The 12786-nt window shown below is 51.8% G+C and carries 8 protein-coding genes; all 8 read right to left on the bottom strand.

What is annotated here, in order from left to right; all coding sequences use genetic code 11:
* Positions 1-4: 4 nt before the first annotated feature.
* Complete coding sequence (locus MKZ15_RS02335) at positions 5-2302, bottom strand: glycoside hydrolase family 3 N-terminal domain-containing protein (RefSeq protein ID WP_339819529.1); 2298 nt, start codon at positions 2300-2302, stop codon at positions 5-7.
* Positions 2303-2454: 152 nt separating this feature from the next.
* A complete protein-coding gene (locus tag MKZ15_RS02330) occupies positions 2455-3372 on the bottom strand; it encodes a carbohydrate ABC transporter permease (RefSeq protein WP_155606770.1) in 918 nt (305 codons plus the stop codon).
* Between the two features lie 24 nt (positions 3373-3396).
* Complete coding sequence (locus tag MKZ15_RS02325) at positions 3397-4326, bottom strand: ABC transporter permease subunit (protein ID WP_213623194.1); 930 nt, start codon at positions 4324-4326, stop codon at positions 3397-3399.
* A gap of 82 nt (positions 4327-4408) precedes the next feature.
* A complete protein-coding gene (locus MKZ15_RS02320; RefSeq protein WP_155606772.1) occupies positions 4409-5896 on the bottom strand; it encodes an ABC transporter substrate-binding protein in 1488 nt (495 codons plus the stop codon).
* Positions 5897-6094: 198 nt separating this feature from the next.
* Positions 6095-7627 (bottom strand): response regulator transcription factor, encoded by a 1533-nt coding sequence (locus MKZ15_RS02315; protein WP_339819527.1) that lies wholly within the window; start codon positions 7625-7627, stop codon positions 6095-6097.
* A complete protein-coding gene (locus tag MKZ15_RS02310; protein WP_339819525.1) occupies positions 7620-9443 on the bottom strand; it encodes a histidine kinase in 1824 nt (607 codons plus the stop codon). The genes MKZ15_RS02315 and MKZ15_RS02310 overlap by 8 nt, the downstream gene beginning before the upstream one ends.
* 218 nt (positions 9444-9661) lie before the next feature.
* Positions 9662-11158 (bottom strand): xylulokinase, encoded by a 1497-nt coding sequence (xylB, locus tag MKZ15_RS02305; RefSeq protein ID WP_339819524.1) that lies wholly within the window; start codon positions 11156-11158, stop codon positions 9662-9664.
* 108 nt (positions 11159-11266) lie between these two features.
* On the bottom strand, positions 11267-12583 hold the full coding sequence (xylA, locus tag MKZ15_RS02300) for a xylose isomerase (RefSeq protein ID WP_193416783.1): 1317 nt from the start codon (positions 12581-12583) through the stop codon (positions 11267-11269).
* Positions 12584-12786 lie beyond the last annotated feature (203 nt).

The following is a 12786-nucleotide window of genomic DNA, read 5'->3' as shown; positions in this document are numbered from 1 at the left end:
TATATTAACCCTCCCGCACAAAGAGATTGGCGCTCAGCGTATCATTCACATTCTTGCCGACATGCACCCGGAATTCTCCCGGCTCCACCACCGGTTTATAATCCCGTCCGATGTACTGCAGCTGTTCCGAACCAACCTGGAACTCCACCGTCTGCGTCTCACCTGGCTGCAGGAATACCTTGCGGAACCCCTTCAGCTCCTTCGCCGGCCGAGTCACGGTACTAGCAACGTCGGAGATGTACAGCTGTACCACTTCCGCGCCAGCCCGGTCGCCCACGTTCGTCACTTCAACCGTCACCTTCGTTGTGCCGTCCGTATCGATCGTTTCAGACTCAACCTTTAAGTTGCTATAGTTGAATTCGGTGTAGCTCAGCCCATATCCAAACGAGTACCGCGGCTGCGAATCATTTTCCAAGTAGCGTTTGCCCCGCGAACGTTTGCCGTTGTAGTAGACCGGAAGCTGTCCGACATGCTTCGGAACGGAAATCGTTAGTCGCCCGGAAGGATTCACGTCGCCGAACAGGATATCCGCGACGGCATGCCCGCCCTCCTGACCCGGGTACCAGGCTTCCAGAATCGCATCGGCATGCTCGTCGATCCACGGCTCGGCAATCGGCCGACCGTTGATATAAACCACTACAAGCGGTTTACCCAATTTATGAATTTCTTGAATCAACTCCAGCTGTACGCCGGACAAACTGAGGTTCATCCGGTCAATGCCTTCGCCGCAGTCCATGTCGCTTTCTGCATTGCCAGTCACTTTGGATGCACCGGTTCGGAGGTCAATCGTCCCCTCGCCGAAATCTCGCGCGCTGGAGCCGCCAACGACCATAACCACCGTGTCTGCTTGCTCCGCGCAAGACAAGGCAACTTCGAATCCTTCCCGAGAGTCGCCATTAATCCGGCAGCCTGGAGCATACAACACCTGCTCCGGCGTTCCAGCCAGCTTGTTGCGGATCCCGCCCAGCACGGTCGTTACCGTAGAACGCGGCTGCGGCGAGGTATAATCGCCCAGCTGATTGTAGCCCACATCGGCGTTCGGGCCGATAACGGCAATTTTACCTGTGCCTGCGGACAGTGGCAGCACGCCGCCTTCATTCTTGAGCAACACGATACCTTCGCTGGCTAATTGCCGTGCCAGCTCCACATGTTCCGTGCTGCCGATGACCCGCTCGGCCCGCGCCGGGTCGGCGTACGGTTGTTCGAACAGCCCCAGTCGGAATTTCAGCGTCAATACGCGGCGTACCGCCTGATTGAGCACTTCTTCCTCCAGCTGTCCCGAACGTACCGCCTCCACCAGGTGCTTGCCGAACATCACGCCGGACATCTCCATATCGATGCCCGCGCGAATCGCCTGGATCGCTGCGTCCCGTCCATCTTCCGCCACGTCATGGCCGGAAGCGAGCATGTCGATCGCGCCGCAGTCGGTGATGACCATGCCGTCAAAACCCCACTCGCCGCGAAGAATGCCGTCCAACAATTCTTCGTTGGTCGTACAAGGTACCCCGTCGATCTCGTTATAGGCCGGCATAATCGAAGCCGCACCGGCTTCCACCGCCTTGCGGAACGGCAGCAGGTCGACCTCCAGCAGTTCGCGCCGCCCCATATGAACCGGGCCGGCATTGCGGCCGCCCTCGGAGCTGCCGTAGCCGACGAAGTGCTTCAGCGTGGCTGCCACGCTGTCCTCTCCGTCCAGACGTTCCCCTTGCAAGCCTTCGACCGAAGCCACGGCCATTTCGCCGATCAAATAGGCGTCTTCGCCAAAGCATTCTTCGGTCCGGCCCCAGCGGGGATCACGCACGACATCGAGGACCGGGGAATAGGTGACCGCACCGCCTTGGCTGCGCGTCTCCCGGGCCACTGCCCGGCACATCTCGCGGTACAGCTCCACGTTCCAGGTGCTGCCGAGCGACAATGGCACCGGAAAGACCGTGGCGCCGATCGCCATATGGCCGTGCGAGCACTCTTCCCCGATCAGGATCGGGATGCCGAGGCGCGAGTTCTCGATGGCATAACGTTGGATTTCGTTGACCGCCTCTGCGCCCTCGCGCGGCGACAAGCCGGTTTCCAGCGTCACGCCTGTCCACGGATCGGCGCGTAACACGCCGTACAGCGAGCCGATTCCTCCGCTTTGCACCTGCTCTTTAAACGAATCGGTCAGCTTGATCTCTCCGTCTTTATGCTCATAGGTCTGCCAACCGAAAGGCTGGACCAGCTGGCCGGCCTTTTCTTCCAATGTCATCAGTCCGAGCAAATGCTCCACTCGTTCCGGGACGGGTTTCGATCTGTCTTTGTAAAGCAACGTCTCCACCTCGCTCCTTACATTTTTGCTTTCATTCCAAAAGAGTTCAAAAGGGGTTCAAACAAGAGTTAGAATTGGGTTTTAATTGCGTTTTAATAAAGTTCAAATCGAGTTCAAAAAGTTAGGTTTCCAGCACCGAGAAACCACCACTATTATTCTTTGACAGCGCCTACCGTAAGTCCTTGTACAAAATACCGTTGGAAGAACGGATAAGCAAAAATAATTGGCAATGTCGCAAGCACGACCATCGCCATCCGCGACGTATCTTGCGGGATGGACTGCAGTGCGGTCAAACTCAGCGAGCTGTTTTGCGAGTTCTGTTGAATAAAAGCAATACTCGATTCGATCCGCATCAGCATCGATTGCAACGGTACCAAATTCGGATTGTCGATATACAGCAGCGCGTTAAACCAGTCGTTCCAATAACCTAATGTGCTAAACAATCCGATTGTCGCCAAGCCCGGCAGCGACAGCGGCAGGACGATGCGCAGGAAGATAAAGAAATCGCCGGCGCCGTCAATCCGCGCCGATTCAATGATCGCTTCCGGAACGCTCGTACTATAGAACGTACGTAAAATCATGATATAAAATGCATTCATCGCAAGCGGCAAAATTAGCGCCCACAACGTATCTTTCAACCCCATCAACTGGGATACCACCATGTAAGTCGGGATCATCCCGCCGTTAAAGAGCATCGTAACGATCGCAAATACGGAGAAAAATCTCCGGTAACGGAAGCTCTTCCGCGAGATGGCGTAAGCGTAAAGCGAGATCATGATCAAACTGATCACGGTTCCCACGAGGGTAATCAGAATCGTCACGCCGTAAGAGCGAAGCAGCGAATCGCCGCTTTCGAACACGAAGCGGTAAGCTTCCAGACTCCATTTGGCCGGAAACAACCGGTAACCGTCCGTTGCCAGCGTTTTTTCATCCGTGAAAGAAATAATGACCACGAAGATAAAGGGGAACACGCACAAGAACGAGAAAATCCCTGCAATCAGGTGCAAAACGGCGTTCCAACCGCGAGAGACGTTATGAAAATCTTTGGTTTTTCTAGCAATCTCCGCCATTCTCTGACACTCCTTTCAGCTGTTTTAAAATAGGGCGCTGTCCTTATCAATTTTTCGCACGACATAGTTGGAAACCATGACAAGAACAAAGCCTACCACCGATTGATAAAGGCCAGCTGCCGTACTCATGCCGATTTCCCCGGTTGTTTTCAGACCGCGGTATACGTAAGTGTCGATGACGTTAGTCACTTGATAAAGCGTGCCCGAATCTCTCGGTACTTGGTAGAACAAGCCGAAGTCAGCATAGAAGATCCGTCCTACCGCAAGCAGGGTCATAATAATAATGATCGGGGAGAGCAGAGGAATCGTAATGTTCCGAATTTGCTGCCATTTGGTGGCCCCGTCGATCATCGCCGCCTCGTAAAGCGATTTGTCGATCCCCATAATCGAAGCAAGGTAGACTACGCTGTTATAGCCGATCGATTTCCACAGGTTGACGAAAATCAAGATATAAGGCCAATACTTCGGCTCCGAATACCAGTTAATCCGCTCCGCGCCAAACCAGCCTAGGATTTGGTTAATCATCCCCCGATCCATGCTCAGGAAGCTGAACGCGAAATAGCCGACGATAACCCAGGAAAGGAAATAAGGCAGGAACATCCCGGTTTGATAAACTTTTGCCATCGTTTTGCCGACCAGCTCGGACAGCAAAATCGCCATAGCTACAGAAAGGACTAGTCCGATGAAGATAAAGGCAAGGTTATAAAACAAAGTGTTGCGAGTAATGGTAAAAGCATCGTTGGTGCTGAACAGGAATTTGAAGTTATCCCAGCCTACCCATTTGCTATGGGCAATACTGGCCCAAAAACCGTCACGGCTGAAGCGGTATTGCTTAAATGCCGTAATCGTACCGACCAACGGAAGGTACGAGAAAAAGAAAAACCAGACGGCACCCGGCAACACCATAAATAACATGACTTTATTCTTGAGCAGGTTTTTGAAAAATGCAGTCATGATGTTCCCCTCCTGTCGAAAAATAATGAAAAAGGATCGGGCGCAACAATCACCCGCCCGATCCTTTTCGTTTCTTTAATTGTTACTTGTTGTTCGCAGCTCTCCAGGCATCGAGCTGAGCTTGGGCTTCAGCAATGACCTTGTCAAGGCCGGCCTCTTTGAATTTTTCGATTGCTTTCGGCAAGTAATCTGCCGGATCAACCGTACCGGTCATCAGCGAGGACCAGAATTGTTCTTTTACGTTCTGTACGGCTGCCATTTCAGTTGCTACTTTCGTGCTGTCGAAGTTGAAGCTCAGGATCGGCGAATTGACGCCTTCTGCGTTAAACTTCTTGAATTGCTCCCATTTGTCGTCTGCGTCGTTCGGGTTCAAGTAGAGGAGCATGTTGTTGCCCAAAGAGTAAGATGGCATGTCGTAGTTTTTCGATTCTGCCAAGTTTTCGTAGTGCGTGTCGTCAAGTTTCTTGTAGTGAACGCCTTCGATCCCGGAGTCAACCATGTTACGCAACACTGGATCGGTATTCAACAGATTCAGGAATTCCATTGCTTTCTCTGGATGCTCGGAGTTCGCGGAGATCGCCATGATCGAACCTTGAACGGAAGTGTTCGTGATGATCGCATCACTAGCCGGTGTGGAAACCACAGGGTAGCCATAGCTTGCAGACCACAGGTTATCAGCCAGCGGCTGGGTTTGCGCACGGTCCATGAACCATTGACCGGAAGTCATCAGGTCGCTGGTGGAACCGGTGGTTGCAGCTTCAGGAGCTACATAGCCTGCTTGATAGTACTTGTGCATTTGATTCAGAGCTGCTTGCATTTCAGGCGTTTCCAGGATGTTTACGATTTTATAATCGGTCGTATCCAGTTTCACAGCCATCGGCAAGTTCTGGATGATGTAATCATAAGGCACGTAAGGAACGTAGTTCTTGTCCATTGCAAAAGGCGTTACGCCTGGTTCGTTTTCCTTGATCGTTTTCAGCAATGGCTCGATGCTTTCCAAGGAACGAATGCTAGTGATGTCTACGTTGTATTTGTCAGCCAACGTTTTGTTAAAGCGCCATACCTCTTGTTGTGGCAATTCTTTGTTGGCAGGAATGCCGTAGTTATGGCCGTCGACTTTGGAACCTTCCAGGAAGGCCGGGTCGATGGTGTTTTTCAGATCTTGTCCGTATTTCTCGAGCAGATCATCAATCTCCAGGAATGCACCTTTTCTAGCGTTTTGTACGTAGTCGAAACCGCCGGCGGAAGTGAAGACGATGTCCATCGGCTCACCGGAAGCAACGTTAACTTGCATTTTTTGCGTGTAATCGCCCCAATCGATCATTTTCATGGTGATCGTTGCGTTGATTTTCTCTTTGGTGTACTTGCTGACTTCTTCCATAACGCGGTCTACGTCTTTTTGAGGCGTCCCGATTGTGTACCAAATCAGGTTGACCGCTTCTTCCGAATTGCCCGCTGCAGAACCGTTATTGCTTTCAGCGTTCTTGTTGCCGCCGCATGCGCTTAGTACAAGCACTAAGGCCATCAGAGTGGCAAGTACGAAAGAAAAACTTCTTTTGTTTTTACTCATGCTGATCCTCCCTTTTGAAGCTCTTTTGTTTTGTTTAACTACCTTAACCTTACCGGATGAAAGCCATTACAAAAAGAAGATAAACTTAAAAAATCGAGGTACAAATTAAAGAAAAGAACAATACCCCGGATCCAAGGAAAACCTACCTTTCCGGCAGGCCTAAATCTCCTTGATCCAGGGTACCCATCCCCTTCCTATCTAATGCAGCGCTTTAAAGTCGGTGGGGGAGATCCCCACGTATTTTCGAAACTGCTTATAGAAATAACCAATTTCCCAATACCCTACGTTCCGGGCGATTTCGTGCACCTTGAGATTGGTGTTCTTGAGTTGCTGCTTCGCCTTATCAATCCGATATTTATTAATGTACTCGGCAAAGGACACGCCGGTCTCCTTGTGAAATAACTGTCCGAGATAAACCGGATGTATATGGTATTGCGCTCCTAGCGTTTTTAGCGACAACTCATCGGCATAATGCGTATCGATGTAAGTCAACACTTGATGCACAACCGGATTTTTCGCGTCCTGCAGCAAGGAGCAAACCGTCTCCTCTGCTAAGCCCTCAAGAATTTCGATCAGTCCCTGGTATGTTTCACAGCGTTGCACACGTTGGAGTGCTTTCTTAAACAAGTCCGTCTCTTCTGTATATTTAATATGCTGAAGCTCCATCTTAAAGCGGACAACCAGCTCCAATGCAGCGTTCTGCAAATCCTCAGGGCGGACCCCCTCCAACTGCTTCAACTGCTCGAAATCACGGCAAATACACTCCTTCAAGCCTTCCTTATCCTTGGCCAAAATCAACTTGGCGTAATCATCCCATGCTAGCGGATAACCGCTCTCCAGAGCGCTGTTGCCGCCGTGGTCGCCTTCCAGCAGCTTATATTCAATCGTCCGCCGATCAGGATAAATCAAGTAGTACTCTAGAGCGCGTTTGGCTTCCTTGTAACTGAGTGAAGCCGCCTCGGGAAGCCGGCCCACACTCCCAACGCCGATTTGGATCGTCCGGTTCATGACAGACAGCTCGAGGGACAGGTGCTCCATCCACTCTGCAAATGTCCGTTTTTCCACTGCCCCTTTGGGGAGGGAACCCACAATCACGATATCGCCGTCCACATCACGGAACAGGGTAATTCCCCGTTGCTCTTTGAGATAACGTTCGGTTCGTTCGAATATTTCGGCCGAATTGCCATCCGTGCGCAATACGGCAACCGCAGCGCAAGGCCCATGTAAATTCAGTCCGAGCAGCTCGGCCCGCTCCTCAAATTCGGCGGCTGCGATTTGCCCGTTCAGCCAGCGGTACAGCGTGTTATCCTTTAGAATCTGGACATCATAGGCGTCATATAGTCCGTCCGACTGCAGGCTGTCCAGCTTCTGCACGGTGTTGCGCAGCGTCGACTCCAGCTCCTCCAGGTTAATGGGTTTCAGCAAGTAGTTTTCGATGCCTAGCTTCATGCCTTCTTTGAGATAATCGAACTCGTTAAATCCGCTTAAAATAATGACTTTCAGTTCCCGGTGAAGCTTCCTCGCCTCGGAGATCAGCGTTAACCCGTTCATCACCGGCATGGAGATGTCTGTGATCAATACATCGACCGGCGTTGAACCCAGAGCATCCAATGCCTGCTGACCGTTCTCCGCATGCCCGACGATTTCGAGGCCAAACTGCGGCCAGTCGACAATATCATATAAACCTTCGATGATAAATGGTTCATCATCGACGATAAACACCTTATACATCTTCGCCCTCCATTCCTTCCCGATTGGGGTAACGAACGATGATCGTTGTCCCTGAACCGGGCACGCTGTCGATTTCTATCCCGTAAGCCGGACCGTACAAGAAACGCAATCGCGTATGCACGCTACGCAAACCGAACATTTGCCCGGTTTCTTCCTCCCGCTCCAGTTCCCGGCGGATTTCCGTAAGCCGATCCGGTTCGATGCCTTTCCCGTTATCATGTACCACGGCCACCAGGGTATCCCCGTCTTCCCGCACATCGATCGAGATCTGATTATCAAATTGGTCCGTTCGAATCCCATGAACGATATAATTCTCCACAATCGGCTGCAGGGAAAGCCGGACGAGCGCTTTGCCGTAGAGCGCCGGATCGGCTTCGATCTCATAGTTAAAGCGATCTTTGTAACGGATGCGGAACAATTCCAGATACAACCGGCAGGCTTCCAGCTCGTCTTTCAGCGTATAGTTTTTCTTTTGCTGCACCATGCTTTTGAACAGAACGGATAAGCTGTAGATCATCTCGCCCACATCCCTGGCCCCTTGGGAGATCGCACGCATGCGGATGACCTCAAGCGTATTGTACAGGAAATGCGGGTTGATCCGGGCCTGTAAGGCAACAAGCTCCGTTTGCTGCTGCTTGATCTCTGCTTTAAACACCCGGTCGATATACAAATTCAACTCGTCCAACATGTCGTTAAAGCTTTTCGAGATTTGCCCCAGCTCGTCCTCCCGTACATCGGCGATCCGTGCCGTGAAATCGCCATTGCGAACTCTCCGGGTAAACCGGATAATGCCGTTCGTTCGTTTCGCGAAATTGCTGATGAATAGAGCCGGGATGAGGATGGCAAACAGAATGCAAATGGAACTGATCGTTAGGATCGTGTTGCGCAGTCCTTGATAGGTTTTGGCCAACTCCTCTTTCGGGACCGTACTGAGCACCGTGAATCCCCCCTGACTTTGCGTCAGCTTGGTGGCGATCATCCCGTTGCCGAGCACCCCGGTGTCGTACAATGAGTTAATTTGCTCGGTATAGGGATATTTCCGGCCATAATTAGTTCCGGAGGTATCGAACAGCACGTTGCCATCCGCGGACAAGACCAGGATTGAACCTTTCAGGTCTTCTCTGTACATCGCCAGACTGCCCCACACATTCGCCGTATCGAAATAAACGTCCAGTTGACCAATGTTGCGAAGCGTAAGCTTATTACTGATCGGGATGCGAACCGAATACATCGGGGTATTCGGTAAACCCACCGTTTTGCGCACCCATATATTGGAGATCCCCACGTTCATCCCTTCCTGTTGATACATCACATCGGGCACGAACGATCGGGCCTGATTGGTGGGGATAATCTTAAACTGCTTATCGCTGCCAAAGACATACAGCTGCTGCAGATCCGCGCTATATAACATCAAACTACGAATGTCCGGATCATCATCGACCACGTTGCGAAAATACAACACGGTATCCGTAGACGAACTATTTTCCATATAGAATCGGTCTAGACGGTAATTCACGTAATCCTGATACGGATGCTCCAGGAAAAAGGAAGTGTTCGAGGCCCGCTCCTCATCGCGATAAATGTCCCGCACCATGGACTGCACGGAGTCGTATTTGCCACCGATGTAATCGCTGACGCTTTCGATCGCTCGCTTCTGGATATCCAGCTGCCGTTGCACCGCGGACTCGGACATAAACATGAACATTAAATATGAAAACGTAATGATCGTAACGATCGTAATCACCGAGAAAAACAAGATGATCTTCATGAACAAGTTGTTCTTGAAGTAATTCCGATAAATGTTCCGAATGAACATGTCTTCCCTCCTCGTGCAAGGTCAATTATACCATGCCTTTGGGGCTACATGGGATTAGCCGTTCTTGACGGGTAGCGGCAAGCTCCCGGGGTGCCACCCTGTAATGCGGCGAATAGGCTGAAATGTTGCACGTACTGCAACATTCCTAAATTTAAAACGCCTGTTCCTCATAGGAACAGGCGCTTCTCATGTATAGCGGATTGATCCGAGCCGGGATCTTACCCGCGGAATTCCTGCAGCCCTTCGTTCAGCGAACGGGTCGCCGCGTAGACTTGCTGGTAAAGCTTGAAGAGGCGAGCGTACTTCTCCACGTTGGCCGGGATCGGCTCATACGTCTTGGCGTAGCCGATAAAGGCGTCGGCGCATTCCTTCAAGCTGCCGAACCAGCCGCTGCCGACAGCTGCCATCATCGCGGCACCCATCGCCGGGCCTTGCTCGTTCTTCAACGCCACAACCGGCTTGCCGAAGATATCCGCTTGCATTTGCAACCAAACCGGATTCTTGGCGCCGCCACCGATGGAGATGACGCGTTCGACCTCGATGCCGGCTGCGCCGAACAGGTCAAACGACTCCTGCAGCGAGAAGGTGATCCCTTCCATCACCGCGCGAGCCAAATGCTCCCGGCGATGCGTGCCGGACAGGCCGATGAAGCTGCCACGGATCACGCTGTCCGCGTGCGGCGTACGTTCCCCAACCAGATACGGGGTGAACAGCAGCCCTTCCGAACCCGGCGCGATATCGCCCACCGGCTTCAGCAGCTCGTCGAAGCTAAGCTCCGGCGCCAGCGATTCCTTGAACCAGCTCAAGGAATAACCTGCAGCCAGCGTCACGCCCATGGCGTAAAAAGCACCCGGATGCGCATGGTTGAAGAAATGCACCTTCCCGGCGAAATCCTTGTTCTTGTCTTCTTCGTACGTCAACACGACACCGGATGTGCCGACGCTGCAAAGCGCGTCGCCCTTGCGGACGATGCCCGCGCCAACCGCGCCGCAGGCGTTATCGGCGCCGCCGCCGAATACCTTCGTGCCGGCCGACAAACCGGACTCTGCGGCAAACTCTGGCTGCAGCGAGCCGGTGTTCTCGGTACTGCCTACGAGCGGCGGGCAGAAGCCAGCCGGAAGCCCGAAGGTTGCAGCGATCTCTTCGCTCCACTGGCCTTCCGGTACGTTAAGTAACAACGTTCCCGCCGCATCGGAGATTTCCATTTGCACTTGGCCGGTCATGCGGTAACGCAAATAATCCTTCGGCAGCACGAACCGCGCAGCTTTAGCGAACAGCTCCGGCTCATTCTCCTGAACCCAGAGGATCTTCGGCAGCGTGAAGCCTTCCAGCGCGGCGTTGCGGGTAATGTCGAGCAGCTTGCTGCCCAGCTTTGCATCAATGTCACGACATTGCTTCGTCGTCCGTGTATCGTTCCACAGGATGGCGTTGCGCAACACATTGTTCTGCTCATCCAGCAGGACCAATCCGTGCATTTGACCGGAGAAGGATACGCCCTCCACGTCTCCAGCCGCTACGCCGCTCTCTTTCAGCAATTGCTTCAAGCAAGTCATTGTTCCTTTTACCCATTCTTCGGGATCTTGCTCACTGAACCCAGGACGCTCTTGAATCAGCGGATAAGAAGCCGACGCCTCCCCGGTGATCTCCCCGTTTTGGTTCACGAGCAGCGTCTTGACCGAGCTGGTCCCTAGATCGATGCCAATCACATACTTCATTGCGATACTCTCCCTTCGCATGTCCCCGAAAGGGGCTTTATACCACAAAAAGGGACGGCAAGCGTCCCTTTTTGAAAAAGTTGTGCGTGAAAAGCCGACTTTTGAATCTTATTTCGTTCCGAAAATGTATTCGTTCAGGCGGGCTTTAACCAGCTCGAGGTGGTTCGACTTGTTGACGATATGGCTGTGCTCCAAAGCATAAGCTTCCAGTGTTTTGAAGTTGGCTTTGCCGGATACGATATCCGCGCCAATTCCCGTCTTGAAGCTGGCATAACGATCATTCAATAGGTTCTCGATGAACTTGTCTTCGATCATTTTGCCGGCTACTTTCAAGCCTTTCGCAAAGGTATCCATCCCTGCAATATGAGCATAGAACAGGTCTTCCGGCTCGAAGGAGCTACGTCTTACCTTCGCGTCGAAGTTGACGCCGCCGGAGCCCAGGCCGCCGTTTTGCAGGATTTCATACATAGCCAGCGTTACGGAATACAGGTCAGTTGGGAATTCGTCGGTATCCCAGCCCAACAGCATATCGCCTTGGTTGGCATCGACCGAACCCAACATGTTGTTGATGCGAGCTACGCGCAGTTCATGTTCGAACGTATGACCAGCCAGCGTCGCATGGTTTGCTTCCAGGTTAAGTTTGAAGTGGTCTTGCAAGCCGTATTTTTGCAGGAACGCAATCGTTGTAGCTGCGTCGAAGTCGTATTGGTGTTTGGTTGGCTCTTTTGGTTTCGGCTCGATCAAGAATTGGCCTTTGAAGCCGATTTCCTTCGCGTAGTCGATTGCCATTTGGAAGAATCTCGCCAGGTTGTCGAGTTCCAGACCCATATCCGTGTTCAACAGGGATTCGTAACCTTCACGTCCGCCCCAGAACACATAGTTTTCAGCGCCCAATTCAAGAGCCGTTTCCAAACCTTTCTTCACTTGAGCTGCAGCATAAGCGAATACGTCTGCGTTCGAAGTTGTTGCTGCGCCATGTACATAACGCGGATTGGAGAACATGTTCGCTGTGTTCCACAGCAACTTCACGCCGGTTTGGTTCATGCCTTCCTTGATTTTAGCAACGATAACGTCCAGGTTCTCGTTCGATTCTTTCAGCGTAGCGCCTTCCGGAGAAACGTCAACGTCATGGAAGCAGAAATAAGGAGCGCCGATCTTTTCCAGGAATTCAAAGTTCACTTCTACGCGGGCTTTCGCAAGATCCAAGCCGCTTACCGTTTCCCAAGGACGAATCATGTTACCTTGACCGAACGGGTCGCTACCGTTCATCGTCAGCGTGTGCCAGTAAGCAACTGCAAAACGCAGGTGCTCTTTCATTGATTTGCCGAGGATGACTTCATTCTCGTTATAATGTTTAAATGCCAGCGGATTGTTGGAACCTGCGCCTTCATACTGAATTTTGCTAATGTTCTTAAAATAACTCACCACTAATTCCTCCCAGCCAGAAATTAAATTTTAAGTAAGCCTTTACATCATGTGGATTATAAGTAGCATGCCCACCCGATCACGGGAGCATGCTTTCTACACCTAGATCGTATCACGTTCCACTTAGTTTGTCTAGTAAACTAACAAAGTTATTGATTAAACCCGGGTCATTTATGTTATGATGCGTATAGACATACATTCAC

Origin of the sequence: Paenibacillus sp. FSL R7-0216 (assembly GCF_037969915.1) — a bacterium.
In the GTDB taxonomy this organism is placed as follows: Bacteria; Bacillota; Bacilli; order Paenibacillales; family Paenibacillaceae; genus Fontibacillus; species Fontibacillus rhizolycopersici.
The sequence above is the reverse complement of the archived record's forward strand: the minus strand, read 5'-3'. Positions and strand labels throughout refer to the sequence as shown.

What these genes read in the sequence shown, in the direction of transcription:
- MKZ15_RS02330 (WP_155606770.1), bottom strand. Translation starts at nt 3,372, where the DNA reads ATGGCGGAGATTGCTAGAAAAACCAAAGATTTTCATAACGTCTCTCGC.
- MKZ15_RS02325 (WP_213623194.1), bottom strand. Translation starts at nt 4,326, where the DNA reads ATGACTGCATTTTTCAAAAACCTGCTCAAGAATAAAGTCATGTTATTT.
- MKZ15_RS02320 (WP_155606772.1), bottom strand. Translation starts at nt 5,896, where the DNA reads ATGAGTAAAAACAAAAGAAGTTTTTCTTTCGTACTTGCCACTCTGATG.
- MKZ15_RS02315 (WP_339819527.1), bottom strand. Translation starts at nt 7,627, where the DNA reads ATGTATAAGGTGTTTATCGTCGATGATGAACCATTTATCATCGAAGGT.
- MKZ15_RS02310 (WP_339819525.1), bottom strand. Translation starts at nt 9,443, where the DNA reads ATGTTCATTCGGAACATTTATCGGAATTACTTCAAGAACAACTTGTTC.
- xylB (WP_339819524.1), bottom strand. Translation starts at nt 11,158, where the DNA reads ATGAAGTATGTGATTGGCATCGATCTAGGGACCAGCTCGGTCAAGACG.